The 25,556-nt window shown below is 71.2% G+C and carries 29 protein-coding genes; 4 read left to right on the top strand and 25 right to left on the bottom strand.

The window, feature by feature from the left end; translation table 11 throughout:
* Nucleotides 1-14: 14 nt before the first annotated feature.
* The 14 genes from ACQY0Z_RS08600 to ACQY0Z_RS08535 all read right to left on the bottom strand — a co-directional run bounded on the left by ACQY0Z_RS08600 (nucleotide 15) and on the right by ACQY0Z_RS08535 (nucleotide 9,924).
* Complete coding sequence (locus tag ACQY0Z_RS08600) at nucleotides 15-1,262, bottom strand: tyrosine-type recombinase/integrase (protein ID WP_439812042.1); 1,248 nt, start codon at nucleotides 1,260-1,262, stop codon at nucleotides 15-17.
* Entirely contained in the window at nucleotides 1,262-1,501 is a 240-nt protein-coding gene (locus tag ACQY0Z_RS08595) for a helix-turn-helix transcriptional regulator (RefSeq protein ID WP_359747190.1), read from the bottom strand. The genes ACQY0Z_RS08600 and ACQY0Z_RS08595 overlap by 1 nt, the downstream gene beginning before the upstream one ends.
* Entirely contained in the window at nucleotides 1,494-2,840 is a 1,347-nt protein-coding gene (locus ACQY0Z_RS08590; protein ID WP_439812041.1) for a replication initiator, read from the bottom strand. Before ACQY0Z_RS08590 ends, ACQY0Z_RS08595 begins: the two co-directional genes overlap by 8 nt.
* A gap of 92 nt (nucleotides 2,841-2,932) precedes the next feature.
* Complete coding sequence (locus tag ACQY0Z_RS08585; protein ID WP_439812040.1) at nucleotides 2,933-3,232, bottom strand: SpdD-like protein; 300 nt, start codon at nucleotides 3,230-3,232, stop codon at nucleotides 2,933-2,935.
* A 20-nt stretch (nucleotides 3,233-3,252) separates the two neighbouring features.
* Entirely contained in the window at nucleotides 3,253-3,408 is a 156-nt protein-coding gene (locus tag ACQY0Z_RS08580; RefSeq protein WP_331448661.1) for a hypothetical protein, read from the bottom strand.
* Nucleotides 3,409-3,423: 15 nt separating this feature from the next.
* Nucleotides 3,424-3,603 carry a mobile element transfer protein gene (locus tag ACQY0Z_RS08575; protein WP_086699574.1) on the bottom strand — a complete coding sequence of 60 codons (180 nt, stop codon included), beginning with the start codon at nucleotides 3,601-3,603 and terminating at the stop codon, nucleotides 3,424-3,426.
* A 15-nt stretch (nucleotides 3,604-3,618) separates the two neighbouring features.
* Entirely contained in the window at nucleotides 3,619-4,317 is a 699-nt protein-coding gene (locus ACQY0Z_RS08570; RefSeq protein WP_439812039.1) for a DUF2637 domain-containing protein, read from the bottom strand.
* An 84-nt stretch (nucleotides 4,318-4,401) separates the two neighbouring features.
* Entirely contained in the window at nucleotides 4,402-5,757 is a 1,356-nt protein-coding gene (locus ACQY0Z_RS08565) for an FtsK/SpoIIIE domain-containing protein (protein ID WP_439812038.1), read from the bottom strand.
* 5 nt (nucleotides 5,758-5,762) lie between these two features.
* On the bottom strand, nucleotides 5,763-6,110 hold the full coding sequence (locus ACQY0Z_RS08560) for an SCO3933 family regulatory protein (RefSeq protein WP_145826844.1): 348 nt from the start codon (nucleotides 6,108-6,110) through the stop codon (nucleotides 5,763-5,765).
* A 243-nt stretch (nucleotides 6,111-6,353) separates the two neighbouring features.
* Nucleotides 6,354-6,710: a DUF6233 domain-containing protein gene (locus tag ACQY0Z_RS08555; protein WP_086699580.1), complete on the bottom strand. Its 357-nt coding sequence runs from the start codon at nucleotides 6,708-6,710 to the stop codon at nucleotides 6,354-6,356.
* A gap of 28 nt (nucleotides 6,711-6,738) precedes the next feature.
* The gene (locus ACQY0Z_RS08550) at nucleotides 6,739-7,563 is read right to left on the bottom strand and encodes an integrase (protein ID WP_439812037.1); all 825 of its coding nucleotides are present in this window, start codon (nucleotides 7,561-7,563) and stop codon (nucleotides 6,739-6,741) included.
* Nucleotides 7,560-8,411, bottom strand: a complete 852-nt coding sequence (locus ACQY0Z_RS08545) for a sigma factor-like helix-turn-helix DNA-binding protein (protein WP_161107966.1) — start codon at nucleotides 8,409-8,411, stop codon at nucleotides 7,560-7,562. Before ACQY0Z_RS08545 ends, ACQY0Z_RS08550 begins: the two co-directional genes overlap by 4 nt.
* 175 nt (nucleotides 8,412-8,586) lie before the next feature.
* Nucleotides 8,587-8,976, bottom strand: coding sequence for an ATP-binding protein (locus tag ACQY0Z_RS08540; protein WP_161107965.1), 390 nt, complete (start codon nucleotides 8,974-8,976; stop codon nucleotides 8,587-8,589).
* A 99-nt stretch (nucleotides 8,977-9,075) separates the two neighbouring features.
* Nucleotides 9,076-9,924 carry a Scr1 family TA system antitoxin-like transcriptional regulator gene (locus tag ACQY0Z_RS08535; RefSeq protein ID WP_161108021.1) on the bottom strand — a complete coding sequence of 283 codons (849 nt, stop codon included), beginning with the start codon at nucleotides 9,922-9,924 and terminating at the stop codon, nucleotides 9,076-9,078.
* A 598-nt stretch (nucleotides 9,925-10,522) separates the two neighbouring features.
* Here ACQY0Z_RS08535 and ACQY0Z_RS08530 point away from each other — a divergent pair.
* The 3 genes from ACQY0Z_RS08530 to ACQY0Z_RS08520 all read left to right on the top strand — a co-directional run bounded on the left by ACQY0Z_RS08530 (nucleotide 10,523) and on the right by ACQY0Z_RS08520 (nucleotide 14,801).
* The gene (locus ACQY0Z_RS08530; RefSeq protein WP_161107964.1) at nucleotides 10,523-10,843 is read left to right on the top strand and encodes a trypco2 family protein; all 321 of its coding nucleotides are present in this window, start codon (nucleotides 10,523-10,525) and stop codon (nucleotides 10,841-10,843) included.
* Between the two features lie 160 nt (nucleotides 10,844-11,003).
* Nucleotides 11,004-14,666, top strand: coding sequence for an ATP-binding protein (locus tag ACQY0Z_RS08525; RefSeq protein WP_439812036.1), 3,663 nt, complete (start codon nucleotides 11,004-11,006; stop codon nucleotides 14,664-14,666).
* A gap of 3 nt (nucleotides 14,667-14,669) precedes the next feature.
* The gene (locus ACQY0Z_RS08520) at nucleotides 14,670-14,801 is read left to right on the top strand and encodes a hypothetical protein (RefSeq protein WP_272919600.1); all 132 of its coding nucleotides are present in this window, start codon (nucleotides 14,670-14,672) and stop codon (nucleotides 14,799-14,801) included.
* Between the two features lie 478 nt (nucleotides 14,802-15,279).
* On the opposite strand, the gene ACQY0Z_RS08515 is transcribed toward ACQY0Z_RS08520, so the two are convergent.
* From ACQY0Z_RS08515 to ACQY0Z_RS08495, 5 genes are all read right to left on the bottom strand, one after another.
* Entirely contained in the window at nucleotides 15,280-15,768 is a 489-nt protein-coding gene (locus ACQY0Z_RS08515; RefSeq protein ID WP_254588265.1) for an SRPBCC family protein, read from the bottom strand.
* Nucleotides 15,769-15,914: 146 nt separating this feature from the next.
* Nucleotides 15,915-17,564 carry a dihydrolipoyl dehydrogenase family protein gene (locus ACQY0Z_RS08510; RefSeq protein ID WP_439812035.1) on the bottom strand — a complete coding sequence of 550 codons (1,650 nt, stop codon included), beginning with the start codon at nucleotides 17,562-17,564 and terminating at the stop codon, nucleotides 15,915-15,917.
* 150 nt (nucleotides 17,565-17,714) lie between these two features.
* Entirely contained in the window at nucleotides 17,715-18,188 is a 474-nt protein-coding gene (locus ACQY0Z_RS08505; protein ID WP_381730262.1) for a VOC family protein, read from the bottom strand.
* 118 nt (nucleotides 18,189-18,306) lie between these two features.
* The gene (locus tag ACQY0Z_RS08500; protein ID WP_189896307.1) at nucleotides 18,307-19,236 is read right to left on the bottom strand and encodes an NmrA family NAD(P)-binding protein; all 930 of its coding nucleotides are present in this window, start codon (nucleotides 19,234-19,236) and stop codon (nucleotides 18,307-18,309) included.
* Between the two features lie 109 nt (nucleotides 19,237-19,345).
* Nucleotides 19,346-19,981: a CGNR zinc finger domain-containing protein gene (locus ACQY0Z_RS08495; protein ID WP_189896309.1), complete on the bottom strand. Its 636-nt coding sequence runs from the start codon at nucleotides 19,979-19,981 to the stop codon at nucleotides 19,346-19,348.
* Nucleotides 19,982-20,246: 265 nt separating this feature from the next.
* Between ACQY0Z_RS08495 and ACQY0Z_RS08490 the strand changes: the two genes are divergently transcribed.
* On the top strand, nucleotides 20,247-20,909 hold the full coding sequence (locus ACQY0Z_RS08490) for a Type 1 glutamine amidotransferase-like domain-containing protein (protein ID WP_189896311.1): 663 nt from the start codon (nucleotides 20,247-20,249) through the stop codon (nucleotides 20,907-20,909).
* A 368-nt stretch (nucleotides 20,910-21,277) separates the two neighbouring features.
* On the opposite strand, the gene ACQY0Z_RS08485 is transcribed toward ACQY0Z_RS08490, so the two are convergent.
* The 6 genes from ACQY0Z_RS08485 to ACQY0Z_RS08460 all read right to left on the bottom strand — a co-directional run bounded on the left by ACQY0Z_RS08485 (nucleotide 21,278) and on the right by ACQY0Z_RS08460 (nucleotide 25,437).
* A complete protein-coding gene (locus ACQY0Z_RS08485) occupies nucleotides 21,278-21,514 on the bottom strand; it encodes a hypothetical protein (RefSeq protein ID WP_347224960.1) in 237 nt (78 codons plus the stop codon).
* A gap of 287 nt (nucleotides 21,515-21,801) precedes the next feature.
* On the bottom strand, nucleotides 21,802-22,254 hold the full coding sequence (locus ACQY0Z_RS08480; RefSeq protein ID WP_347224959.1) for a DUF4234 domain-containing protein: 453 nt from the start codon (nucleotides 22,252-22,254) through the stop codon (nucleotides 21,802-21,804).
* Nucleotides 22,255-22,412: 158 nt separating this feature from the next.
* Nucleotides 22,413-22,619 (bottom strand): hypothetical protein, encoded by a 207-nt coding sequence (locus ACQY0Z_RS08475; protein WP_254588570.1) that lies wholly within the window; start codon nucleotides 22,617-22,619, stop codon nucleotides 22,413-22,415.
* Between the two features lie 184 nt (nucleotides 22,620-22,803).
* Nucleotides 22,804-23,802: a type I glyceraldehyde-3-phosphate dehydrogenase gene (gene gap, locus ACQY0Z_RS08470; RefSeq protein WP_189896318.1), complete on the bottom strand. Its 999-nt coding sequence runs from the start codon at nucleotides 23,800-23,802 to the stop codon at nucleotides 22,804-22,806.
* Nucleotides 23,803-23,913: 111 nt separating this feature from the next.
* Nucleotides 23,914-24,870, bottom strand: coding sequence for a GlxA family transcriptional regulator (locus ACQY0Z_RS08465; RefSeq protein ID WP_254588572.1), 957 nt, complete (start codon nucleotides 24,868-24,870; stop codon nucleotides 23,914-23,916).
* Between the two features lie 90 nt (nucleotides 24,871-24,960).
* Nucleotides 24,961-25,437: a DUF4231 domain-containing protein gene (locus tag ACQY0Z_RS08460; protein WP_189896320.1), complete on the bottom strand. Its 477-nt coding sequence runs from the start codon at nucleotides 25,435-25,437 to the stop codon at nucleotides 24,961-24,963.
* Nucleotides 25,438-25,556 lie beyond the last annotated feature (119 nt).

Below are 25,556 nucleotides of genomic sequence, written 5' to 3'. Positions count from 1 at the left end.
CCGTCTCTGGGCCGTCAGGTGCGGGACGACTCCGGTCGGGCCGTGTCGAAGACGGCGGCGACCGCCTTGCGGGTGCGCTCCTGGCTGGACGGCAACAGGTGCGCGTACACGCGGAGCGTCAGGCCCGGGTCCGAGTGCCCCAGGTACTCGGCAAGAGCTTTGATGTTCTCGCCCGCGTCCAGGAGCACCGAGGCGTAGAAGTGGCGGAGGGCGTGCATGCCGTTCTCGCGCGACTCCGCGTACGGTCGACCTCGCTCGGGCACAGGGATGACGCCAGCCGCAGCCAGCGCTGGCTTCCACGCCTCCTCATTGAGCGACGTACGCCAGACGTGCCCACCGCGCGGTCCGGTGAAGATGAGCCGCTTGGTCACCGGAGGACCGTCGGCGACCTTCCACGGCAAGGTGATCTCGACCGGCGGGAACCGCTTCATGTGCGCCCGGAGTGCATCGGCGACGGGGCCGGGAAGCGGCACGTCCCGCAGCTTGCCGCCCTTCGGCGGCGCGAACACGGGCTTGCTGCGGCTCAACTTCAGTTGCTGGACCACGTGGAGCGTGTCCGACTCGAAGTCGATCGCGTCGACGGCCACGCCCAGGATTTCGCCCTGGCGGAGCCCGCAGCCGCCGCCCAGGTCGACCATGGCTTGGTAGCGCTCGGGCATGGCGGCCCGGACGGCGAAGACCCGCTCGGATGTCCACGGCACGACGCGCTTGTTGTCGACGGTCGGCGGCCGGACGGACCGGGCCGCACACGGGTTTCGGGGAAGGTGGCCGTCGTCCACGGCCGCGCTGAGCGCCGCGCGCACGTTGGAGTAGATCGTCCGGGCGTACGACCCGCGGATGCCGTTCTCCTGCAACTGCCGCACCCAGTCCCGGATGTGCGCCGGCTGGAAGGAGCCGAGCGGACGCGAGCCGAGGTAGGGGAAGGCGTGCAGCCGTAGCTGCGACTCCATCGAGGCTTGGGTGTTCGGGTCGGCGCCCTGCGTGGCGACCCAGCGCTCGGCGTACTGCTGAAAGGTGATCCGGGCGGCGCGCGGGTCGATGTACTGCCCGCGCGCCATGTCCGCCTCGATGTGCGCCAGCCACTGATCAGCGAGCCGCTTCTGACGGTCGGGGAAGCTCTTGGCCTTCTCCGTGCCGTCCGGGCCGACATAGCGAGCGCGGTAGCGGAGGCCGGATCCGTAGCGCTCGGTCTTGACCTTGCGCACCTTCCCGTCCGGGCCGGTCTCGGTTCTGTACCAACGGTCTTGGACGTGCCCGGCCATCAGGCGGCAGCCCCTTCCCGCAGTGACTCGACCCACGCCTGGACGTCCGCAGGGTCGTAGCGCAGGTGCCGGCCGACCCGGAAGCCACGGGGACCGGTGCGCTTGCGGCGCCACTGGTAGACCGTCTCGACGCTGGGCAGGTCGAACATCGCCACCAGGTCGTCAGGAGTCAGGTACCGCGACGGCAGAGGCCTCGACTCGGGGACCACGTCCACAACAGTGCTGCGTCGGCTAGCCATGTGCGGGCTCTCCTTCCGCTCCCGCATCGGGCTCGCGTGTAGCGGCAAGCCAGGCTTCTGCGGCAGTCAGGCCGGTACCGGCGAAGCGCCAGTGGCGGAGGACAAGGACGGTGCCGGGGTCGGGCAGCGGGTGGCCGGCCTCGGCCGCGCGTTCGCGGGCCAAGGCTTCGTTGTGGTCGGCGCGTGCCTGGCGGAGGGCGCCAAGGGTGACGGAGTAGGCGCGGGACTTGGTGGAGAAGTGGCCGCGGAAGCCGAGCATGTGGGCCCACTTGCGCAGGCGGAGGTCTTCCAGCTCGGGGAGCGCCCCGAGGTGCCAGCAGGTGAGGATCATGCGCCGGGCGTGGTCGGTGACGTCGGAGCCGATCAAGTCCGTGATCGGGTTGCGGATGGGCCGGTCGAGGGTGCCCGCCGTCTCGGCTCCCTTGGTGGCGTACTTGGCGATGTAGGCGGCCACGGCCCGGCTGGACAGTTCCGAGCTGCCTGCGAAGTCGGCCGACCGGATGGGGCGGATGTCGAGCTGGTCGCCGAAGCGGAAGGTGTACGCGTGTCCGTCGAGGACCGGACCGGGCACCTCGGCTTCCTTGGCCGCCCAGCGGATCGCATCAGTGAGGAGTTCGGTCGTGGCCCAGGCCGGCGGGGCGTCCTCGGCGCCGTCCGGGCCGTCGAGGCGGATGACGGCATGGAAGTGGACGGCGCCGCGCCGCTGGTACTCGGCGACCTTGGCGTAGGAGACCTTGAGGCAGTGACGCAGCGCCGAGCGGCTGAGGCCCGCGCGGGAGGCGAGGTGCTGGCGCAGGTAGGTGGTGAAGCGGCCCCAGAGCTTCCCCGCGTGAGCGTTCCACAGGACGGCCGCGCGGTAGTCGTATCGGTCCGGGTCCAGGGGCGTGCCGAGGGCGGGGCCGTCGTCCGGGTGAAGGCGTCCGCAGCGGCACCGGCCGCCGCCGGGGCGATTGTGCACGGGGCCGAAGGACGGTGCGGTGAAGGTGGCGAAGACGCGCGGGTGTTGGGCCACGGCCGGGCCGATGCCTTTGCCGCCGCTCAGACCGGCCGTGACGAGGTGGAAGGTGTCTTTGCGGTACACCTCGGCGCACGAGACGCACCGAGTGGCGCGGCGGTTGTTGCAGCGGATGAGGAGCTGTCCGGCCGGGAGGTCGCGGTCGGTGATCTCCCGGACGATCTCCCCGGTGGCGGCGTGGACGTCGAGCCGGTGGCCCTCCATTCGAATGGGCCGCTCGCAGCCGCCGAGGCGCTGGATCTGGTGGGCGTAGCTGCTGAGGTCGCCGTGCTGGGCGAGTGCTGCCAGCTGGCGGATAGCTGCGGTCGGAGCCGCAGGAGTCATGTTCGGGGTCCTCCTTGTGTGGGTGAGCGTGCAGTTGGGCTTGTCGAGGGGGCTAGACAGTGCGAGAACACCGGGAGGTCGGGGCGGTGGTGTCAGCGGCGGGCGATGACGGAGCGGACGGTGAGGGCACATACGGCCACGGATGCGGCGGTGAGGGCGACGGCGAGGAGCATGGAAACCAAGACGGCGCCGACGACCAGGACCACGGCGGTGCCGCCGCCGACCAGGGCGAGCACGGTGCCCGGCGTGAGCTGGACGGCCGGACGGGCCGGGGTAGCGGGTGCCGGCGGCGGGGCCGAGGTGTCCGGCGTGATGGTGGTCAGTTCGGCGACAGCGGGCGGGGTGGTCAGATCGGTGGGCTGCGGCATGGTCGGGACCTTCGGTCGGAACATGAGCGGTCTCCCTTCGCGGGTCACTTGACGGCGGGGTCGATGACGGGGGCGAGCAGGCTGTCGGCGAGCAGGTAGCCGCCGAGGAGCAGTACGGCGATGAGCCACCAGGGCGGGCGAATGAGCTTGACGCCGAGGACGCCGACGACGAGCAGGGCGAGCCAGAGCGGAACGTCCATGTCGGTGGTCTCCTGTCAGGCCGGGCAGCGGTGGGTACGGGCGGCGAGTTCGGCGGCGGCGCGGCTGTCGTACTCGGCGGAGAAGTCGCAGCGGGGAGCGGTGCAGGCGGCCAGGTGGCGGTTACGTCCGCGGTCGATGTACGAGGCGACGTTGACGGGGCCGATGCGGCGGACGTTGCGGAAGCGCGGGTTCATGGTGGGTCTCCTCTCTCAGAGGTGAGCGGCGACGGATGCGGTCATGGACGGGGGCAGGCCGAGCCGAGTGCGTACGGCGTCGGGGTCGGCGGGGCGGCCGGTGGCCGAGCGGTGTTCCTCGGCCAAGGCCCGGACGCGGTCGACGAGGGCGGGCGGCAGGGCGACGGCTGGAGCAGGCGCCGGGGCGGGAGCGGTGGCCGGTGCGGCAGCAGGCTCGGGAGCCGGTTCGGGGTCGGCGGGGTACGGAACCGTGTGATCGGGCCCTTCCACGCCGGACGAATCGCCGTCAGGAGCCGCTACCGCGTCCGTCGCGGGAGAGGCTGTGGGCCCTTCCGGGGTGTGCGGAGCGTGGGCCAGCAGCGTGCCGCCGAAGAAGGCGACAGCGGGCCAGCCCGCGACCGTCACGCGGAGCCAGGCGGGTACGTCGTCCAGGTCGAGGAGGCCGGCCGTGGCGACGTTGGCGCCGAGGGACGCGGCCAGGGCCACGAGGAACCACAGCCGCGGGCCGCCGGCCGCCAGGCCCGCTCGCTGTGACTGGCGCATCCGACGCCAGGCGGCGACCAGGAGCAGGTCGACACTCACGGGGTAGGCCCACGCCTTCCAGCCGTCCTGTCCGGCCGCCGCGGCGACGTCGTGCAGGTGGGAGAAGGACAGGGCACCGGCGATGACGGCCTGCACGATCACGGCGTCCACGCGGGCCAGGTGGGCACGCATCGGCTCGGGCTCCTTCAATTCGGGCATGGTAGGGGTAGGGACTTGGCGTGAGGCGGTCACGCCGACCGTGGGAGGGAAGTGCGGCTACCCGGTCACCGGGCGCGCGGTAGGCGGCGCGGCGGGAACAGCGGAAGGCTGCGCCACGACAGGTCGGAAGGCCTCCAGGCGAGGCAGTTCCGGAATGAGGCCCGAAGTGTCGCGGCAGACGGCCGCCGCGTCTTCGAGGGTGAGGTGCGGGGAGCGGACCCGGGACCAGCCGCCGGAGGAGTCACCGACGACCGCGACGCCGGGTCGTTCGGCCGGAATTCGGGTGGCTGCCAGCGCCGCTTCCGGTGCGATGTCGCCGAGGGCCATGTTGGCGGACGTCTCGTCGTTGACGCGGTGGCAGACCCGCCCGGTGAGCTGGGCGCGGAGCATGGTGGCGCCCTTGCCGAGTTCGGCGCCGAAGCGCTGCCCGCACACCTCCAGGTAGATGCCGGCCGCGCGCCCGAGCTGGGCGAGGCGGATGAGCTTGGTGACCATGGCGTCTCGCCGCTTCTCGTCGTCCTTGCTCGGGGCAAGGAAGAGTTCGGCGACCTCGTCGACGACGACCACGACCGGCACCGGTCGCGCCTTCTCCGGCAGGCCCCAGACGTCCGAGGTGAGCACGGCATCCGGACCGGCCCCGCCCCTCATGCCGATGAGGCGGAAGCGTGCCTCCATCTCGTCCACCAGGACGTCAAGGAGGTCGTTCGCACGGTCCGGTGTATCGGCGAGCGCCGACAACCGGGGTGCGAACGGCGCCAGTTCGACGCCCCATTTGCAGTCGATGCCGACGAGTGCGACGGGTTGCCGGGCCAGCCCGCAGAGCAGGTTGCGCAGGTACACGGACTTGCCCGACTGCGTTGCGCCGAGGATGAGTTCGTGCGGCACGGTGCGGAAGTCCCGGACGTGCCAGTGTCCGTCCTCACGCAGTGCCAGGGGCAGGGTCAGCGGTTCGGTCCGCAGCCCCCGACGAGGGGGCCGTACGTCGGTGAGGACGTCCCAGCCGACCAACCGCAGCTCCAACCGTCCCGGCTTGGTGGGACGGACGTGCACGGCGTGCGCACCCCAGGCGTGCCGTAGCCGGTCGGCCGAAGCGTTGAAGTCTTCGGGTGCCTGGCCGGCCGCCATGCGCAGCCGCATCACGAGTCCGGACCCGGTCGGCAGCGGCAGCGACCGACGAGGCGGTACGGGAGCGGCCTGTCGCCCCACCATCCGGGCGGTGGCTCGGCGCATGGCAGAGGCGGGCACCGTCAGCCCGCAGGCGTCCATGGTGGCCCGGTACGTGGTGAGCACCCGCAGCGTCACGGCCGGATACCCGACCAACCACCAGAACAGGACCGGCAGTCGACGGCGTACGGCGACCAGCCCAGCCGCCACCAGCAGCGCTAACAGCAGAATCCACAGGGCGTCGGTCATGGCGGTCAGCCCTGCACCGCAGCGGGGGTGTCGACCATGACGGCGTCCGCCCGGTAGGCGATGCCGTGCCGAGTACGACCGCCGAACTCGCTCTCCCAGGGCCGGGCAATAAGGCCGGACAGGAACACCGGTGCGCCCATGGCCAGTCCTTCACCGATGCCCTTCTCGGGCACCGTGACCTTGATCATGTCCGAGCCGCCCTGGGCGATGAACACCAGCTCCATGACCATGAGACGGTCGTTGGTGACCGGGTCCACGGCCACCTCGCCGGTCTGCCGGTCCCTCACTTTGACCTCGGGGAGCTTGGTGACCAGCAGAGTGGCGGACGAGGTGTCCACGGGGATGACACGCATTCTGAACCTCACTTGATTCGGGCGCCCTCGTGGACGCCGAGCCGCTGCATACCCCCCTAGACAGCACAGGGAGGCGCCCACCCCAACCGTCTAGGGGGGTTGACGACAACCGTAAACCGACGCCCCGTCAACTGTCTAGGGGGGTATACGAACGTGTCGCGCGAGCGTCGATGGGACCACCCGATCTCGCAGCGGCCGGTGACGCCATTCGGGAGCCCCTCGCCCGCTTTTAGACCACCACCGTCACGGGTTGTCGAGCAGGCCCAGCGCCGTATCCGGGCGGCAGTGCACGCACGCCGGCACGCCATGCCGCAGAGCTTCAACCACCTGCTCGCGGGACGCGGGACGACACCGGCCCGACTTCGTCGCTGCCCAGCAGTCCCCGGCATGAACGGCATCCACGTTCTTCCGGTTGAGCCCGTGCTGGAGCAGCCAGTCCGGAGGCGGCGGCCGCATCTCCTCACCTCGACGCCGCTCAGCCTCGCGCCGCTCCTCGTCCGCGATCCACCCGTCGAGCTGCCGCACGGCAGCCGTCGCCTGCTGCACGACCACACGGCGCGCGAAGCGCAGCAGCTCCAGTCGGGACGGTTGGTCGCTCACACGTTCGATTCTACGGTTGGGTGTGCGGCTACGACGAGGGCACCCAGTGGAGAACCGTGGCGTCGTCCCTCGCCTTTCCGCGAGGCCATCGCTGCCCGTCGGGATCGCTGTTCTCCGCTTCCCGTACACGGCGGATGAGTTCGTCCGGGCTGGCGGACGCGAGCACGTCCAGCACGTCCGTCCAGTCGGCGAGGCCGAACCGGTCGACGAGGCGTGTCGCGCCGTCGCTCAGCAAGGTCACTGACGCCAGCGACTCCAGCGGCACCGTTCCGGTGAGGGCGTGCTCGGCTGCCCGTGGTTCGGGGCCGGCGATCCAAAAGCCGCCCGGCCGGTTGCGGAGTCCTGTCAGGTCGTCGCGGTACTGGGCCAGGGCGGCAGCGTGCTCGGGCGTGCCGGTGGGCAGTCGGTCGACCGGCGCGCGAAGTTGCTTCCCGACCTGGTCCAGACGGTCGTCGGTGACAGCGGTCGTCTTCCCGTCCTGACCGGCGAGGAGGAGGGTCGAGTCACCGAGGACGAGGTACTCCATCCCTCCCCCGCCGACGCGGACCGCGACGACTGTGCTGGTCGGGCTGGCCCGGTAGGTCAGGTCACAGGTGTCCTCGTGCAGAGATCGAACGCCGCGGATCGCGCCGGCGAGACAGTCAGCGAGCGGCCGGGCGGGATCTCCCGCGATGTTGCCCAGCAGCAGTCCGCCCAGCGTCGAGGAGAACCACGCGATGCCGTGCACGCATCCGGTCTCGGCCCCGGCGACACCGGCACCGTCGAGGAGGACGGCCGCACCGGGAGCGACGGCCGCGAAGTCCTCGTTCTGCTGGTCTGGTTCAGCGGGCAGCGTGCCGAGGGCGACGTTCACGCCGTCGCCTCCTCGTCGTGCAGGTAGAGGGGGCAGAGGAGTTCGGCGGATTGCGGCTCTTCGGTATCGGGGTCGTATTCGACACTCACCAAGGTGGAGAAGTGCCGCTCCCCCACCTGTCCCCACAGCGTGCTGAGGTCTGAGGTGAGCAGGTGGACGACGCCGAGGGAGCCTGCCGTGTGGATGCCGGCGATGGCGAGGATCGAGCCGTTGCCGTCCGGGCGGGGCAGTCGGCCCAGGTATCCGACGTCGTGCGGGCGGCTCGGCTCGAGGTCCGCCCCTGCGTGATAGGCCGTGCCGGTCCGCCGGTCCACGAGCGCCCAAGGCTCACCCTCCGGGTGTTCCCAGGCGAGTACCGGGTCCTGGGCATACAGGTCACGCATAGCCTCGGACATACCCGGACCGCAGACGACGACCAGGCCGTCACGGTTGAGGTCGACCTCGCCGCTCACCTGCACGTGGCCGGAGCTGACGTCGAGCCCGTACGACTTCGCCAGCTCCTCCAGCCGCTTGCCGGAGTTCATGTCGGCCATGGCGACGACCGGACGCTTCTTCGCGTCGTCCCACCGCAGCGGCGTCACCACCGTGACGGCACCCGTCCCGAGGAAAGCCCCCTCGGGCGCCGGGCCGGTATGCCGGATCTGATGGATACGCCCGCGGCTCAGGCCGGCCTTCTCGGCGATCTGCGCGTAGGACATTCCTTGCGCGTGGAGGTCCTGAACCACGCGGCGGCGGAGCCGGGCGAGTTCGGTCACCTCCTGCTGCGCAGCGGCCAGCCTCGTGGTGACCTCACGCAGGAGCAGGTACGGATCATCGATCGCCATGATCCGCTGCAACTCGTCCGACATGACCACACCTCCCAGAAGTACCCAGGAGTCTAGGGCCCTAGACGGAATGGGCGGGAGGCGCCGTCCCGTACGACTTTCAACGACGAAGAAACGCGACCGCCGCCGAGGCACACCCCGAGGAGTCACCCGCCACCGCCGACACAGCAACGGCCACCTATCAGCGGACAGTGCGCGATCACGCACCCTCCCAGGCCAGCTCCGCCCACACGGAACGCCCGTCGGGCCAGTTCTTCACACCCCAGCCCTTCGCGCAGGCCGCGATCAGCAGCAGCCCGCGCCCGCCCTCTTCCTGGCTGGTCACATCGCAGAGGTGCGGTACCCGTTCGCCGCCCTGATCGACCACCTCGATACGGACGAAGCCGTCACCGAAGCCGACGACCACGAGGAACCAACCGCCTTCCGCACCGCTCAGCGAGTGACGTACGGCGTTGGTGGCCAGTTCGCTGACAACCAGGGTGGCGTCATCGACCGGCCCCTTCTCGGCGACTAAGGCAGCGACGAAGTGACGGGCCTGGACCACTTGCTCGGCAAGACCCGGGAAGGCGCGGCACCACTTAGTACGCATGGCAAGCTCCTTGTCTACGTCTAGGGGACTAGACAGCGCGCGACGGCAGGCTATGCCCACAGGAAGCCAGCACGCCAGGCATGTAGAGGAATTATTCCTCTAAGGGGTGACCGTGTCTCCCAGCTCGCGGAACTCCTTCATCACACGCAACAACAGCTCACGCGCCTCGCCACCAAAGACGGATGCCTCTTGGAAGCGGCGGAAGGCATCCTCGTACGCAGCCACCTCGGCGGAGTCGACCGACACCCGTTCACCGGTGAACGCCTCGATCACGACGGCCTGCTGGTCGCACAGCGTGAATCCGTGACGAGGCAGAAGCGGCACCGGGCGACGCCACGGGATGACGCCGAACCGCACGGTGCTCAGGCTCTCGACGGCGAGCAGCCGGTCGAGTTGGGCGAGCATCAGCGCCGGCGTGCCCGGCCAGGTCCGCAGCACGGCTTCCGTCAGCACGAACACCGACTCGCGCCCCGGCTCATACAACACGCTCTGCCGCTCCACACGGGCAGCGACAGCCCGACCGACCGCCTCAGGGGTCGAATCCGGCGCGCTCTCGAAGACGTGACGGGCGTACTCAGCGCTCTGCAGCAGGGCAGGCAGAACGACGCACTGGAACGACCGAACCGACCGAGCACCGCGGACCGCATCATCAACGACGAGCCCAACGGGCAGCCCCGCCGGTTCCGAGTCGGTGGCGATCACAGACTCAACGGCGACGAGCAGGTCATGGACTTCCCCCGCCGCCGACTCATCGAGGTTGAGCGCCCGGCACAGCCGGTCCAGCACATCGCCGCTGGGGACCATGCGCCCGGTTTCCACCTTGGAGACCGTCGGCTGACCAACGCCAGCCCGCTGAGCCAGAGCAGCACCCGTCAGACCAGCCTCCGCACGCAGAGCCCGAAGACGTGCCCCAAGCACCCGCATCCGCTCGCGCCGTTCACTCCCCATACCCAGGGTTCTACACCACGAGCCGACAGCGGCCAGGCGCAAGAGCAGCATCAACAGCCGCCAGCATGAATGTGATTCAAAGTCTCTCTACTGGTTCAAGGCGGCTCGCTCCGCTCACCGCACGCGGCCCGGCCCCCGGCCGGGCCTGCGCTCCTGTCTCCGCCCCGCTCCAGCCCGGCCGGCATCCGTGCCGCGCGCAGCAATCAGCCGCCTGACGTCAGAGAAGGGGTTCGTCGTGGCTGGGGCGGTCGGTTCCGCGGCTTTACGGAGCCACTTTGGCGCGAGCCTCGAAGATCATGGCCCCAACGTCGTGCTTTACCGGGCAGGCCCACTACCTGCCCGACGCGCCGGAAGCTTACGGGGCCATGATCACTCGCGCCAAAGCAGCGCCACCCCAAAGCCGCTCCACCGCCCTGGGTGGCGCACAGGAACCGCTGGCCAGAAACGGTCATGAAAGGCCTTGCTTCCGTATGGTTTCGGTCTTTTTCGATGTGTGGGGCGGTGCGGGAACTGCTCGGCCGGTGGTGGTCGTCTGCGCGGGTGCACCCTTTGGTGCGGACAGTGGTCTGTGCGGCAGCGGGAAAGGGAGGGGTCGGGGATGGCTGAAGAGATCGGGATTGCGGAGGCTGTGGAGCATCTGCGGGCGGAGTTGGTGGCCGCTGCGGCAGGCGGTGGAAGCGGTCCGCGGTTCGAGGTGGGGCCGGTGGAGCTGGAGTTTTCGGTGGAGATGCGCAAGGAGGGCAAGGCCGGGGTGAAGGCGTGGGTGGTGTCGGCCGGTGCGGGGACGTCGAAGGTGTCGGTGCACCGGGTGAAGCTGGTGCTGACGCCGAAGGACACCACGACGGGCACGGCGTATCACGTGAACACCGACCGGCCGGATGAGACGGGTGAGGTGCTGGGTTCCCGGTTCGGCGAGTAACCGGGTGGCATCCACGCTGCGGGTCGGCCCGCGCCTGGATCGGGGGCGAGGCCTGTAAGGACAGGGATCGGGGAGGCAGGGCGGGGTGGACAGGGCGCGGGTGGCGGTGGTGCGGTCCGGTGAGGCTCGGGGGTCGGGGTATGTGCTGGGCGGTCGGCTGGTGCTGACGGCCGCGCACGTGCTCAAGGACCGCGGGCGGGTGTCGGTGCAATTGCCCGGCCATGCCGGGCGGGTGCCGTGTCGGGTGGTGTGGCAACGGCTGGAGGACGGCCCTCAGGGGTGGGACGCGGCGTTGCTGCTGGCCGGGGAGGATCTGTCGGACAGGCCTTTGCCCGGGGTGCGGTGGGGGCGGTTGGTGACGGTGCAGGCCTGTCCCGCACAGTGCCTGGGTTATCCGGTGGTGGGGCAGGCCGGTGCCGATGCGGTGTCGCTGGTGCAGGCTGACGGGCGGGTGCTGCCGGAAAGCGGCCGGGACAGGGACCGGTACGTCCTGGTAGGTGAGGCGGGAGCCGAGCTGTATCAGGGCGCTGCGCCGTGGGGCGGGATGTCGGGGGCGGCGTTGTGGTGCGGCAGCGCATCGGGAATGGCGCCACTGCTGACCGGGGTGGTGGCCGGTGATCCGCCCGGCTGGAACCACACCCGGCTGGAGGCCATGCCGGCCTATGTCCTGGCGTCGGATCCGGTGGTACGGGAGCTGATCGAGGAGCACACCGGGCGGGCGATGCTACTGGAGCCCGCAGACCTGCAACACCTCGCCGACCGCACCGCCATCCCCCGGCCGCCTCGATCCCCGGCCGAGCTGCTGCGCCCGGAACAGGCGACGGTGTCCTTCATGGGCCGCGAAGATCTGCTCGAGAAGGATCTGACCCCTTGGTGCGAGCTGCCTTCCAGCCAGGCGCAGTCCGCCCCTCACGATGAGCCTGCCAGCGCATGGGATTGGGGGCAGAGCCTGGTGCAGGCTCGGTTGCTGACCGGGCCGGGTGGTGCGGGAAAGACCCGGCTGGCGGCCGAACTCGCCACCCGGCTGACGAGCCGGGGCTGGGCCGCGATCCGCCTGACCACCGATACCAGGGTGCCGCTGGATGTGTTGTCCCAGGTGCGCCGGCCGCTGCTGATCGTCGTCGACTACGCCGAGACCCGCGTCCCGCAACTGCATGCTCTGCTGGAGGCGGTCGACCACGACCAGGTCACCAGCCCCGTGCGGGTGCTGGCCCTGGCCCGTGCCGCGGGCGACTGGTGGACCCGGGCCACCGAACACCCCCACAGCCAGGCCCTGGCCACCGCCCCTGTCACACCGGTTCCGGCCCTGCACCACACCTCCCAGGACCGCACCGCCGCCTACCGGCAGGCCCTGGGCGACTTCAGCACCCGACTGCGCCGGCTCTTCCCCGCCACCGACTGGGCGGCCCTCCTGCCTGCCCTTACCACTGTGGACGCGATGCCCGCCCTGGCCGGCGCCGAGTTCGACACACCCTTGTCGGTGCAGATGGCCGCCCTCCTCGCCCTCCTCGACACCACCGGCACCCCGCAAACCCCAGGCCGGACCACCGCGTTGGAAGGCAGGCTGCTGGGACACGAACGCAAGTACTGGGACGAGACCGCCAACAGCCCCGAGCGAGGCCTGACCGGGGAGCGCAGCGGGACCGAGACCCGTGCCCTCGCCGTCGCCCTGGCCTGCCTGGCCCCCGCGACCGACCGTGATCACGCCAGGGCGCTCCTGGCCCAGCTTCCCGGTCTGGCCGACGACAGCGCGGCCGCCGTCCGCGGGGCACTGGCCACCTGGCTCGCGGATCTCTACCCGACCCCGGCAGGCTCCGTATGGGGCAGCCTCCAACCCGACCGCATCGCCGAATACCACCTCGGCACCCAGCTCAGCCGCGAACCCGCCCTGTTCACCCGCATCCTGACCACCCTCACCGGCGCACCTGCCGAACAGGCCCTGACCGTGCTGGCCCGCACCGCCCAGCACCCCCACCACCACAACGCGATCAACGGCATCCTGCGTGACGCCCTCACCACGGCCCCGACCGTGCTGGGACCGGCCGCCCTGACCACAGCGACCCGCACCGCCCATACCTCGCCCTTGATCGACGCTCTGACTCACCTGACCCGCGCTACACAGGACATCACCCTGTTGCACCACCTCAGCGACCAGCTACCGGAATCCACCCTGGCCCTCAGCGAGTGGGCAGCCGACCTCAGCACAGCCCTGGTCGAACACCACGACACACACGAACCCAGCCTGCCCGACCTCGCCATGTCGCTGAACAACCAGTCCAACCGTCTGGCGGACCTGGGGCGGCGCGAGGAAGCCCTGACCGCCATCACCCGCGCCGTCGACACCTACCAGACCCTGGCCAAGCAGCGGCCCGACGCCTTCCTCCCCGACCTCGCCGGTTCGCTGAACAACCAGTCCAGCCGTCTGGCGGCCCTGGGGCGGCGCGAGGAAGCCCTGACCGCCATCACCCGCGCCGTCGAAATCCGCGAAACCCTGGCGCAGCAGCGGCCCGACGCCTTCCTCCCCGACCTCGCCATGTCGCTGAACAACCAGTCCAACCGTCTGGCAGACCTGGGGCGGCGCGAGGAAGCCCTGACCGCCATCACCCGCGCCGTCGAAATCCGCGAAACCCTGGCGCAGCAGCGGCCCGACGCCTTCCTCCCCGACCTCGCCATGTCGCTGAACAACCAGTCCAACCGTCTGGCAGACCTGGGGCGGCGCGAGGAAGCCCTGACCGCCATCACCCGCGCCGTCGACACCTACCAGACCCTGGCCAAGCAGCGGCCCGACGCCTTCCTCCCCGACCTCGCCATGTCGCTGAACAACCAGTCCAACCGTCTGGCAGACCTGGGGCGGCGCGAGGAAGCCCTGACCGCCATCACCCGCGCCGTCGACACCTACCAGACCCTGGCCAAGCAGCGGCCCGACGCCTTCCTCCCCAACCTCGCCATGTCGCTGAACAACCAGTCCAACCGTCTGGCAGACCTGGGGCGGCGCGAGGAAGCCCTGACCGCCATCACCCGCGCCGTCGAAATCCGCGAAACCCTGGCGCAGCAGCGGCCCGACGCCTTCCTCCCCAACCTCGCCGGTTCGCTGAACAACCAGTCCGGCTGTCTGGCGGCCCTGGGGCGGCGCGAGGAAGCCCTGACCGCCATCACCCGCGCCGTCGACACCTACCAGACCCTGGCCAAGCAGCGGCCCGACGCCTTCCTCCCCGACCTCGCCACCACGCTGAACAACCAGTCCGGCTGTCTGGCGGACCTGGGGCGGCGCGAGGAAGCCCTGACCGCCATCACCCGCGCCGTCGAAATCCGCGAAACCCTGGCGCAGCAGCGGCCCGACGCCTTCCTCCCCGACCTCGCCATGTCGCTGAACAACCAGTCCGGCTGTCTGGCGGACCTGGGGCGGCGCGAGGAAGCCCTGACCGCCATCACCCGCGCCGTCGACACCTACCAGACCCTGGCCAAGCAGCGGCCCGACGCCTTCCTCCCCGACCTCGCCACCACGCTGAACAACCAGTCCGGCTGTCTGGCGGACCTGGGGCGGCGCGAAGAAGCCCTGACCGCCATCACCCGCGCCGTCGACACCTACCAGACCCTGGCCAAGCAGCGGCCCGACGCCTTCCTCCCCGACCTCGCCACCACGCTGAACAACCAGTCCGGCTGTCTGGCGGCCCTGGGGCGGCGCGAGGAAGCCCTGACCGCCATCACCCGCGCCGTCGAAATCCGCGAAACCCTGGCGCAGCAGCGGCCCGAAGTATTCACGGAACCTCTGAAGCGGAGTATCCAGCTACGCAAGTTGCTGGAAGAAATGCCAGAAGAGTGATCCGTGACCGCTTCCGCACCACAACCGCACCAGATCGAGCAGGGAACAGCGGGGTATCACAGTGAAGCAGACATCGCCGACGAGGGTGCAGATTACCCATCGACGCAGGTCAATGCCCTGACCGACCGCAAATGATCGCAGCTTCCCAAGCTGAGGGCTCATGCCCCATCGTCACAGGCCGGTCGTCGTGGCTTGCTCTGGTCCACGACACCGGCAGCTAGCTGAGGCCGGTGGGGGTGCAGCGAGGCATACGCGTGCGTGGTTGGTTGGCGCGCTCGCCGTCGTGGCTGGCTGTCGGCGGCTGAGGTTCAGACGGGCGCGTCGAGGGCGCCGGCCGTCAGTCGGAGGCGGCATGCTGGGCCGTCTCTGGGCCGTCCGACGTCGCTCGACAGTGACCAATGACGACCAATGACAACCACCAGGCGCGCGAGCCAACCGCTCCTGAGCTGGGAAAATGCAGGTCACCAAGATCTCCGGCAAGACCCAGGGCAAGAAGAAGTAAGCGCCGTAAGGCGCCGTAGGGGCCCAGGCGTAAGCCCCCTGCCTGCGGGTTCTCCGCCGGGAGGGGGCTTTTCGCTGCGGCGGGGCCGTCTGTGGGCCCGCGGGAAGGCCCTCAGGCGGGGCGGGTCAGACGGGCCGTCAGGACGCGTGCCCGGGATCGCTGGACCTTTCGCGCCTGGGAGGCGGCGAAGCGCAGCAGGCCCAGGGGTGTCCGCAGGTGCAGGGTGTCGGTGACGATGCTGCCGGTCCCTTCGCGGGCGATGGCGAAGCGGTAGCTCATGCGGACCCCGCCGGGGCTGCGGACCTCCCCGGAGACCTCGGCGGAGTGCGGGAGGCCGTCCGGGGCGGCGGTGAGTGTGACGTCGATGAGGTTGTCGTGCCGCACGCCCAGGAAGCGGAAACGCTCCACGGCCGTGTAGTGCACGGTGTCGCCGTCGCGCCGCACGTCGCGGACGGCGACGACGAGCGGCGACAGGCCGACGTAGTGCGAGGGTTCGGCCAGGTGCGCGAAGACCTCCTCCGGCGGCGCGGCGATCTGAAACGTGTGCTTCAGCTCGGTGGACGGCACCTCGGCCCCCTCCTCGATACGGCGCGCCGGCACGGTGATCCTCCCATCCCGGGGACGGAAGATTCCCGTCCGGCCCGTCGGGCCCGTCCGGCTAGAACACGCCCAGCAAGCAGCCGAGGGCGACCACTCCGGCGGTCGTGATCGACGTCAGGCGGACGATTGTTCGGCGATGGCGCATCTCAGATGCCTCCCATGCGTATGAGCCACCAGTCCGGGGTGACGGCGGCGTCGGCCGAGGCGGGCGGTGACGCGGGGCGTTCGGCCACGGTGTCCTCAAGGCGGATGCGCTCAGGGAGTTGTGAGAAGCGCGGCGTGGGCCGCGTGTCCGCCGTGTCTTGTCCGTGGGCTGCCGGGGCGCCGTCCCGGTAGGCCTCCAGCAGGCGCAGCCAGACCTCACCGATCGTGGGGAAGGCCGGTACCGCGTGCCAGAGCCGTTCGAGCGGGATCTCGGCGGCGACCGCGAAGGTCGCCGAGTGGACGAGTTCGGCCACGCCGGGGCCGGCGAAGGTGACGCCGACGACGGTGCCGCGTTCCGGGTCCACCAGCATCCGCGCCCGGCCGCGGTAGCCCTCGCCGTACTGGTGCGCTCCGGCGATGCCCGTCATGTCGTGGTCGACGACGTCGACTCTTCGGCCCGTGCGCTCCGCCTCCACGGTGGTGAGGCCGACCGCGGCGACCTCGGGCACCCCGAAGACGACCTGGGGTACGGCCGCCGTGTCGGCCGTACCGGCGTGGGCGCCCCAGGGAGCGTCGTCGACCGGCCGTCCCGCCGCGCGGGCCGCTATGACGGCGCCGGCGATGCGGGCCTGGTACTTGCCCTGGTGGGTGAGCAGTGCCCGCCCGTTGACGTCACCGACGGCGTAGAGCCAGCCGTCCGGTACGGCGGTGACCCGGTAGGTGTCGTCCACGGCGAGCCGGTCGCCCGGGGCCAGCCCCACGGTGTCGAGCCCCACGTCCCTGGTCCGAGGGGTCCGGCCGGTGGCGAACAGGATCTCGTCGGTGGTCAGTTCCTCACCGGTGCTCAGGGTGATCCGCACCGGGGCACGGCCCCCGGCCGCGTCGTGTCGGCGCAGGGACTCCACGGCCGTCCCGTAACGGATGTCGACGCCCGCCTCGCGCAGACCGTCCTCGGCCATCTCGCCCACGAACGGTTCCATCCGTCCGAGGAGGTGGTCCTCGATCACCAGCAGGGTCACCTTCGACCCGAGGGCCTGCCAGGCGGTGGCCATCTCGACGGCGACGACACCGCCCCCGACCACGGCCAGCGATCCGGGGACCCGCCGTGCGCCCGTGGCCTCGCGGCTGGTCCAGGGGCGGACCCGGTCGAGCCCCGGCACGGGCGGCAGGGACGGGACGCTGCCGGTGCCGAGGACCACGGCGTGCCGCGCGGCGAGCCGCACGGTGTCGCCCTCCGGGGTCGTCACGGTGACGCGCCGGGGGCCGTCGAGCCGGCCGTGGCCCCGGACGAGGTCCACGGAGACCGAGTCCAGCCAGTCGGCCTGGGCGTCGTCCTTCCAGTGGAAGGCCATCGCGTCCCGGTGGGCGAGGACGGCGTCGACGTCCAGCGGACCCTCCGCCGCCCGGCGCAGACCGGGGACGCGCAGCGCGTCGGCGCGGGCGAGGACCGGGCGCAGCAGCGCCTTGCTCGGCTCGCACGCCCAGTAGGAGCACTCCCCGCCGAGCAGTTCGCGCTCGACGATCACGGCGGTCAGGCCGGCTGAGCGGACCCGTTCGGCCACGTTCTCGCCGACGGGGCCGCCGCCGACGACGACCACGTCGTACTCGTACGCGTGCTCACGGACGTCGCCGTCTGCCGTTGCTTCGTTCATCACTGTTCCTGAGGTGTGGGGCGGTGGTGGTGCGGGCCTGTGCCCGCCGCGGGCGGCGGCCGCCGGGTGACGGCCACCGGGTGACGGCCGCCGGGTGACGGCCGCCGGGTGACGGCTGCCGGGTGACGGTGCCGCCCCAGGCGGACTGCCTCAGCGGCCGGGGAAGCGCTCGGTGATCTCCTGCAGCACCCAGCCGTTGCCGTCGGGGTCGTCGAAGGTGGCGTAGGAGGCGTACGAGAGCCCCTCGGGGTGGCGGCCCGGCAGGCGTCGCTGGGCGGGCAGGTCGTGGGTGACGGTGCCGGCGGCGTGGCCGTGGAAGAGCACGCCCGCGCCGTCGTGGAAGACCTCGCTGACCGCTATGCCGCGCTCCAGCAGTTCGGCCCGGGCCGCCTCGATGTCCGTGACGACCAGGTAGAGGCCCTGGACCGATCCGGGCTCGGCGGGGGTCAGGCCCTCGCCGAAGATGATCGACGCCTGGGAGCCCGGGGGCGTCAGGTGCACGGCGCGCCATCCCTCGACAGGCGCCTTGTCCACGTCGAGGCGGAAGCCCGCGCGCTCGTAGAAGGCCTTGGCACGGTCGACGTCGGAGACGGGCAGGACGACGAGTTCCAGCTTCAGGTTCATGGGGTGCTGCATCCACTTCGGGAGAGACGACCGGGTCGCCGAGTGCGTCACCGGTCTGAATGGTGACGAGCATGCGGCATGCGGCATCACCTGTCAAACAGGTGACGCACTCGGGAGGTCAGCCGAGGTGGCCGGCGGGCTGAGGAGCGAGGTACTGGTCCCGGCGCGCGGCCACGAACTCCTCGACGCTCTGCGCCGGTACGCCCGTCACGCGTGCGACGTCGTCGGTGGCCCGGTCGTACCGGTTCTCGCGATGCAGCCGGCACATGGTGACGATGTGGTCCTCGACGTGCGGGGGCAGTCCGGCCCGGGAGAGGACCTCCTCCCGCCACTGCTCCAGGGGCACGTCCGCGTAGACCACGGGCCGGCCGAGCGCCCGCGCGTAGGCCGCGGCCATCTCCGTCATGTCCATCGTCCGCGGGCCGGTCAGCTCGTAGACGTGGTTGAGGTGGCCGCGCCGGCCGGTCAGCAGGGCGGCGACGACCCGGGCGACGTCGGCGACGGCGACGGGGGACGTGCGTCCGTCGCCGAAGGGCAAGGTGAGGGTTCCGTCGTCCCTGATGGACCGGGCGGCGAGCGTGGTGAAGAGCGGGTTGTCCAGGAACGACGTGGGCCGGACGTGCACCACGGGCAGACCGGACCAGTCGAGCACCTGCTCGGCGAGCCAGTGCAGCCGCTGCTGGTGGGACTCGTCGGTGCTGGTGGCCGTCATCTGCGACACCGTCATCTGCGACATGCCGGCCAGGACCTCCAGGCCGCCGTACTCGCGGGCCACGGTCGCCACGACGGTCGCGGCGAGGAGATGGTCGCGGGAGACCGGCATGGCAAAGTACAGGCGGCGCATGCCGTGGAGGGCGTCGGCGACGGTCTCGGGCCGGGTGAGGTCGCCGAGGACCACCTCCGCACCGAGCCGGCGGAGCGCCTCCGCCCGCTCGTCGTCGCGGCGGACCAGGACGCGTACCGGTACGTCGTCCGCGCGGAGGTGTTCGATCACGGTGCGGCCGACGCCGCCGGCGCCGGTGACGAGGACGGGCTGACGAGAAGGCATGATCGGCCTCCCTCCGGCCCGGCCGAAGCCGGTCTCGGGGATGTGACCAGCTTCGCACGGGCGGCTCGGGGCTTCACGGCGAGCGGCGGGGGAGCCGGGGTGGCCGGTGTCAACGGCCTGAAGCGAAGGGCGAGGCAGGGCCGCGGGACGTACGGGATACGGACTGGGCCGAGCGCGAGCCGGCCCGGCCCGCGGTGAGCACCCCGCTCGCCCGCTTCCGGGCGCGGTAGGCGGCGGCCTTGATCTTGTTGCCGCAGGGGTCCATGGCGCACCACTCGCGGCGCGCGCCGCGGGACCGGTCGACGAAGATCTGCGAGCACTCGGGGTTGCCGCACTCCTTGAGCAGCGGCACGTCCGGACCGCTCAGCGTGAGGACGACGTCCCGGGCGACGTACGCGAGTGCTTGCTCGACGGTGGCTTCCACCTGCCGTCCGGCGGGGGTGAGCTGGGGCACGGGGGTGGGCTTGCGGGCGTACTCGTTCACCAGCGCCAGCGCGTCCCGGTCGTACTTCTCGCCCGCCACGGCGGCGCGGACCAGCTGGTACACCGCCTCCCGGAGCGCCAGCGCCTCGCGCAGGTCGTCGGGCCCGGCCGGGACATCGTCCACGGTGATCCCCGCCTCGCGGAACCATGCCCCGAGGCTCGCCGGGGAGTCGAGATCCTCCCGGGGGTCGGCGCGGTGCCGGAAGCGCAGCGTGCCGGGGAAGTCGAGTGCCGGGGTGCCGCCGGGGAACGCATGCCTCATGTCACCAGTCTGATCGGTGACGGGCGGGAAGGCAAAGGTCGCGGGTCAGGTCGCGGTGGCGGGCGGCGGGCGGCGGGGATCGGTGTCTCACGGGGCGGTCCACGCGTGCCGACCATGGCCAGCACCTAGACCGCCCCGCCCGAGCAACCGCAACGCCCCCCTGGGCGGGCCGCGACACCTTGGTCCGGCGGTAGGCCGATGAGTTCCGGCGCGCTCCGGAGTCCTCAGGTGCGTCCACCTCCCGCACGCGCACCTGGAGGCACCCTTGAAGCTCTTGCTCACATCGGGCGGCGTCACGAACCCGAGCATCCGGTCGGCACTCGTGCAGCTCCTCGGCAAGCCGATCGACGAGTGCCGTGCCCTGTGCATCCCGACGGCACAGTGGGGTCACCCGATGTGCGGTCCGGCATCGGTACGGGGCTTCGCGGCGGCCGAGCCGCTGTGGCAGCACCTGACCGGTCTGGGCTGGGGATCGCTCGGCGTCCTCGAACTCACCGCCCTGCCGACCGTCGGCACGGACCGATGGGTCCCCTGGGTCCGGGACGCCGACGTCCTCCTGGTCGACGGCGGCGACGCGACGTACCTGTGCCACTGGATGCGGGAGTCCGGGCTGGCGGACCTGCTGCCGTCGCTGCCCGACACGGTCTGGGTGGGGGTGAGCGCCGGCAGCATGGTGATGACGCCCCGGATCGGCACGTACTTCGTCGAGTGGCCGTCCGCCCCGGACGACCGCACCCTGGGCGTCGTCGACTTCGCGATCTTCCCGCACCTGGACGCGTTTCCGCAGAACACCCTGGCGGACGCGGAGAGATGGGCCGCGGGCCTCGGCGTACCGTCCTTCGCCATCGACGAACAGACGGCCATCAAGGTCGTGGACGGGACGGTTGAGGTGATCTCGGAGGGGCGGTGGAAGGAGTTCGGGGCGTAGCGGCCTTGCCCCTCGCTCCTTCGGGCGACCCGCTCCAGCACGTCACCGATCCCAACGAGCCCCACCACTGCCGCCTTGTCCTGTTCGGGCAAGGGCGGTGAGGCCCTCCCAGGGCGTGATCCGGATTCGGCGAGGGGAATGTAGCTCCGGGGAGCCGAGGGGGGCCGGCGAGTGGCGCCGCGTAGTGGTGGTCAACGCCCGGGACCGGTGCCGCCGAAGCGTCCGTCGCGCCGACAGCAGAGGTGGCAGCCCGACGATGGCGCGCCTCCTACTTGTGCGTACCGCACAGGCAGGAGGCGTTCTCGGGTGTGTGGCCCTCAGCCCGGAGCCGGAAGCCGTCGGACTCCCTGACCGGCAGGGCCTGCCGGTCAGAGGCCCCGGTCTCGGTTCCACCGACTCACGTGCACGGCGTAGAAGATGTTGCCGATGCCTCCCGTGAGGAGCAGCAGCCAGAAATGGGCCCATAGCGACTGACGCCGGCGACGCAAGGCGCCTCCGGTGACAGCGGCTGCGGCTGACGCCGCTGCGGAGTTGTTGTTGTTGATGATGATCGTCGGTGGCTGACCCTGAACCTGGACAGGCTGCTGATCGGGCGTTGTCGTCATGCTGTGCCGACTCCCTCGGTGCCATAGGTATGCAAGCGAGCCGCACGCTAGAAGTACCCAACTGACCATGCGGGGAGAACAGAGGCACTTCACCCGGAAGGAGACGTCTTACGCAGGTCGGAGCTCAGCGGCCCCGGTACCCCTCCCGCCCGGTTTCGGCGATGCCGGTGCCGGCAGAAGGGGCAAGGTCCAGGCAAAAGGGGCAAGGTCCAGCGCTTTGCGTAAGGCACCACGGCCCACGGCGTCCGGGAGGGACGGATGCCGTGGGCCGTGGGAGAGGGGCGGGGTCAGGCCGCCAGGGGGACCTGGGTGCCCGGGGTCGCGCCCGGGTAGGCCTCGGTCACGCGGTTCAGTTCGCGCTGCATGTACCAGACGTTGATGCCGAAGGCGAAGGCCAGCCAGGTGCTCGCGGCGGGGCTGCACGTGACCTGGAGACCGGCCGCGCGCTGCGCGTTCGCGATCGCCTTGCCGGTGTTGTGGAACGAGACGAGCGGGGCGATCAGGGTCCAGCTCAGGAAGAGCAGCACCAGCACGCTGCCCGCGGGGCTCAGGTCCTGACGGCGGTCGTGCTCGTTCAGCTCCTTGTGGATCTTGTAGTACCAGACCAGCTGGTAGATGCCGAACGTGATGATCGGCAGACCCAGCCACACGGCGACGGGGCCGCGGCGCTTCATGGCCAGTCCGGACAGGGGAGCCGCGGCGTTCGGACCGGGCTCGGTGGTGGGCTGCGTGTCGGCCATGGCGGCGCTCCAGGTGCGAGTGCGGAGTGATGCGTACGGATCAGAAGTGATCTCGGGCCGCGCCAGCATGGCAAGAAGCGAAGGCTACGTGAAGATCCGTGATGGTTTCATGGATGGTTTTGTCATGCACTCGTGATCAAGTTGGGCAACCGCCGAGGTCAGGCGCCCGCGCGCCGGGCCCGGAGGTGGCGGACACCGAGGGCCGTCAGGGCGGCGAGGGTGACCAGGCCGGTGACCAGGTTCACGACGAGGGGCGCCTGGGCGACGGACGTGACGAGGTTCGCCACGCCGCTGACGGCCACGAGGGCCCACAGGGCCGTGCGGGTCACGGAGTCGTCGGACGCCTTGGGATGGGTGGTCGTCATGGTGCCTGCTCCTAGCGGGAGTTCGGACGTGGTTTCGTGGTGTCCACGCTAGGGAGCAGAGGGTCCGGGGTCGCCCCGGCGAGCACCCCTCTTCGCGGTACAGCAGGCTGTACCCGACGACACACCCGTGCCCCTCGCCCCACGGCAGACCCGTCGGCAAGGGGCACGTACGCGCAGCGGCGGCTCAGCCCCGCGCCAGCAGCTCCAGCGTGTCGATCACCCGGTTCGAGAAGCCCCACTCGTTGTCGTACCAGGCCACCACCTTGATGTGGCGGCCGTCGACGCGGGTGAGGGCCGAGTCGAAGATGGACGACGCCGGGTTGCCGGTGATGTCGGAGGAGACCAGGGGGTCCTCCGAGTACTCGAGGACGCCGGCCAGCGGGCCCTCCGCGGCCGTGCGGTACGCGGCCAGCACCTCGTCGCGCGTCACGTCACGGGAGACCGTCGTGTTGAGCTCGACGATCGACCCCACCGGCACCGGCACGCGGATCGAGTCGCCGGACAGCTTGCCGTCAAGGTTCGGCAGCACCAGGCCGATCGCCTTCGCGGCGCCCGTCGTGGTCGGCACGATGTTGACGCCGGCGGCGCGGGCGCGGCGCGGGTCGCGGTGCGGGCCGTCCTGGAGGTTCTGCTCCTGCGTGTAGGCGTGCACGGTCGTCATGAACCCGTGCTCGATGCCGGCGAGGTCGTCGAGGACGGCGGCCAGCGGCGCGAGCGCGTTGGTGGTGCAGGACGCGTTGGAGACGACGGTGTGCAGCTCGGCGTCGTACGCGTCCGTGTTCACGCCGTACGCCAGCGTCACGTCCGCGCCGTCCGAGGGCGCGCTGACCAGTACCTTCCGCGCACCCGCGTCGAGGTGGGCGCGGGCGGCCTTGGCCGAGGTGAAGCGGCCGGTGGCCTCCAGCACGAGGTCGACGTCCAGCTCGGCCCAGGGCAGCTCGGCCGGTTCGCGCTCGGCCAGCACCTTGATCCGGCGGCCGTCCACGACGAGGGTGTCGCCGTCGACGCTCACCGGGCGTCCGAGGCGCCCCGACGTGCTGTCGAAGGCGAGCAGCCGGGCGAGCGCGGCCGGCTCGGTCAGGTCGTTGACGGCGACGACCTCCAGGGCCGTGTCCCGCTCCAGCAGGGCGCGCAGCACGTTGCGTCCGATGCGGCCGAATCCGTTGATGGCGATGCGAGTCATGAGTGGTGTCCCTTCCTCTCGCCACCCAGGCTCGCGCGCCACCGGCGCCACTGACAGTGGCGGGATCGCCATGGTTCACAAGGATCCTGCCAAGCCGCCGAGAACCGCGGATCACTCGCCTCGCGTGAACGTCCGCCGGTACTCGCTCGGCGTCGTCCCGAGGATCCGCTGGAAGTGCAGCCGCAGATTCGCCCCCGTGCCCAGCCCGGTGTCGGCGGCGATCTGCTCGACGCTGCGCTGCGAGCGTTCCAGCAGCTCACGGGCCAGGTCGACGCGGGCCCGCATCACCCACTGCATCGGCGTGTACCCGGTCTCCTCCACGAACCGCCGGGAGAACGTCCGCGGCGACACCCCGGCCTGCCGTGCCAGCACCTCCAGGGTCAGCGGCTCCCCCAGCCGGTGCAGCGCCCACTCCCGCGTCGCCGCGAACCGCTCGCCCAGCGGCTCGGGGACGCTGCGCGGCACGTACTGGGCCTGGCCCCCGCTGCGGTACGGCGCCGCGACCAGCCGCCGGGCCGCGTGGTTGGACGCGGCCACGCCGAGGTCGCCGCGCAGGATGTGCAGGCACAGGTCGATCCCGGAGGCGGCGCCCGCCGAGGTGAGCACGCTGCCCTCGTCGACGAACAGCACGTTCTCGTCGACCTTGATCCGCGGATGCCGGGCCATGAGGGCGCGCGTGTAGTGCCAGTGCGTGGTGGCGCGCCGCCCGTCGAGCAGGCCGGTGGCGGCCAGCGCGAACGCGCCCGTGGAGATCGCGGCGAGCCGCGCGCCCCGCTCGTGCGCGGCGACCAGCGCGTCGACCACGGCGGGCGGCGGATCCTCACGGTCGGGGAAGCGGTACCCGGGCACGAAGACGATGTCCGCCCACTCCAGCGCGTCGAGGCCGTGCGAGACGGCGTACGCGAGTCCGTCCCCGCCGGTCACCGGACCGGGCGCCGCCCCGCACACCCGCACCTCGTACGGCATGCTCGCGCGGGTCGTGAAGACCTGCGCCGGAATCCCGACGTCGAGCGGCTTCGCGCCCTCGAGCACCAGGACGGCGACACGGTGGAGACGGGGTGCGGGCACGCAGAAAGCGTACGCGGAGCGCCCTCGCCCGGACCTCGCAGGACCACGCCGGGGAGCCGTACGACCGCGACCGGCCGCCGCGGCCGGTGGTCAGGGCAGTGGCGGGCCGCCCGGGGTCGGGCCGAGGGGCGAGGAGGTCTGGTTCCGCTGTTCGACCCACTGGCGGAGTTCCTCGTCGCCCACCCGTTCGACCGCCGCGAGGAGCTCCCCCCGGGCCCTTTCGTCGCGCTCGTCGGCGGGGAGCAGGCGGTAGCGGTTGACGGCCCGGCGGAGCGTCTCGTGCGACTGGGCCGCGAGGACGTAGCGGGGGCCGTGCCCGAACACCTGCCGGAGGCCTGTGAAGAACAGGGCCCCGCCGGCGATGAGGGCCGTCAGCCAGGCCGGCGCGCTGAGTCCCGCTGCCACCACGGTGGAGGAGGCGGTGGCGAGGGCGCCCAGTTCGGTCAGGCGGTACCACCGACGGGAAGAGTTCCGCACCCGCTCGTAGAAGGCCAGTTCCGCCTGGGCCAAGGCCAGTACGGGGTCCGGGGAGTTCAGCCAGTCGGTGTCGGGGGTCCGTCGGCGCATGGGCCCATGGTGTCCCCGGAAGGGCCCCGCGCGGAACGCGTTTGATCGAACTCCCCGGATGCCCGGTCCGGTTCCCGTCCCGGTGGGCCGCGGAGCATGCGGACGCCCGCACGGCGCCG

The sequence above is a fragment of the Streptomyces sp. P9-2 genome (assembly GCF_051903975.1).
GTDB lineage: Bacteria > Actinomycetota > Actinomycetes > Streptomycetales > Streptomycetaceae > Streptomyces > Streptomyces cellulosae.
The sequence above is the reverse complement of the archived record's forward strand: the minus strand, read 5'-3'. Positions and strand labels throughout refer to the sequence as shown.

Excerpts from the sequence above, each read along its gene's own strand:
- ACQY0Z_RS08600 (WP_439812042.1), bottom strand. The coding sequence starts at position 1,262 with ATGGCCGGGCACGTCCAAGACCGTTGGTACAGAACCGAGACCGGCCCG.
- ACQY0Z_RS08595 (WP_359747190.1), bottom strand. The coding sequence starts at position 1,501 with ATGGCTAGCCGACGCAGCACTGTTGTGGACGTGGTCCCCGAGTCGAGG.
- ACQY0Z_RS08590 (WP_439812041.1), bottom strand. The coding sequence starts at position 2,840 with ATGACTCCTGCGGCTCCGACCGCAGCTATCCGCCAGCTGGCAGCACTC.
- ACQY0Z_RS08585 (WP_439812040.1), bottom strand. The coding sequence starts at position 3,232 with ATGTTCCGACCGAAGGTCCCGACCATGCCGCAGCCCACCGATCTGACC.
- ACQY0Z_RS08580 (WP_331448661.1), bottom strand. The coding sequence starts at position 3,408 with ATGGACGTTCCGCTCTGGCTCGCCCTGCTCGTCGTCGGCGTCCTCGGC.
- ACQY0Z_RS08575 (WP_086699574.1), bottom strand. The coding sequence starts at position 3,603 with ATGAACCCGCGCTTCCGCAACGTCCGCCGCATCGGCCCCGTCAACGTC.
- ACQY0Z_RS08570 (WP_439812039.1), bottom strand. The coding sequence starts at position 4,317 with ATGCGTGCCCACCTGGCCCGCGTGGACGCCGTGATCGTGCAGGCCGTC.
- ACQY0Z_RS08565 (WP_439812038.1), bottom strand. The coding sequence starts at position 5,757 with ATGACCGACGCCCTGTGGATTCTGCTGTTAGCGCTGCTGGTGGCGGCT.
- ACQY0Z_RS08560 (WP_145826844.1), bottom strand. The coding sequence starts at position 6,110 with ATGCGTGTCATCCCCGTGGACACCTCGTCCGCCACTCTGCTGGTCACC.
- ACQY0Z_RS08545 (WP_161107966.1), bottom strand. The coding sequence starts at position 8,411 with ATGTCGGACGAGTTGCAGCGGATCATGGCGATCGATGATCCGTACCTG.
- ACQY0Z_RS08540 (WP_161107965.1), bottom strand. The coding sequence starts at position 8,976 with ATGCGTACTAAGTGGTGCCGCGCCTTCCCGGGTCTTGCCGAGCAAGTG.
- ACQY0Z_RS08535 (WP_161108021.1), bottom strand. The coding sequence starts at position 9,924 with ATGGGGAGTGAACGGCGCGAGCGGATGCGGGTGCTTGGGGCACGTCTT.
- ACQY0Z_RS08530 (WP_161107964.1), top strand. The coding sequence starts at position 10,523 with ATGGCTGAAGAGATCGGGATTGCGGAGGCTGTGGAGCATCTGCGGGCG.
- ACQY0Z_RS08510 (WP_439812035.1), bottom strand. The coding sequence starts at position 17,564 with ATGAACGAAGCAACGGCAGACGGCGACGTCCGTGAGCACGCGTACGAG.
- ACQY0Z_RS08505 (WP_381730262.1), bottom strand. The coding sequence starts at position 18,188 with ATGAACCTGAAGCTGGAACTCGTCGTCCTGCCCGTCTCCGACGTCGAC.
- ACQY0Z_RS08500 (WP_189896307.1), bottom strand. The coding sequence starts at position 19,236 with ATGCCTTCTCGTCAGCCCGTCCTCGTCACCGGCGCCGGCGGCGTCGGC.
- ACQY0Z_RS08495 (WP_189896309.1), bottom strand. The coding sequence starts at position 19,981 with ATGAGGCATGCGTTCCCCGGCGGCACCCCGGCACTCGACTTCCCCGGC.
- ACQY0Z_RS08485 (WP_347224960.1), bottom strand. The coding sequence starts at position 21,514 with ATGACGACAACGCCCGATCAGCAGCCTGTCCAGGTTCAGGGTCAGCCA.
- ACQY0Z_RS08480 (WP_347224959.1), bottom strand. The coding sequence starts at position 22,254 with ATGGCCGACACGCAGCCCACCACCGAGCCCGGTCCGAACGCCGCGGCT.
- ACQY0Z_RS08475 (WP_254588570.1), bottom strand. The coding sequence starts at position 22,619 with ATGACGACCACCCATCCCAAGGCGTCCGACGACTCCGTGACCCGCACG.
- gap (WP_189896318.1), bottom strand. The coding sequence starts at position 23,802 with ATGACTCGCATCGCCATCAACGGATTCGGCCGCATCGGACGCAACGTG.
- ACQY0Z_RS08460 (WP_189896320.1), bottom strand. The coding sequence starts at position 25,437 with ATGCGCCGACGGACCCCCGACACCGACTGGCTGAACTCCCCGGACCCC.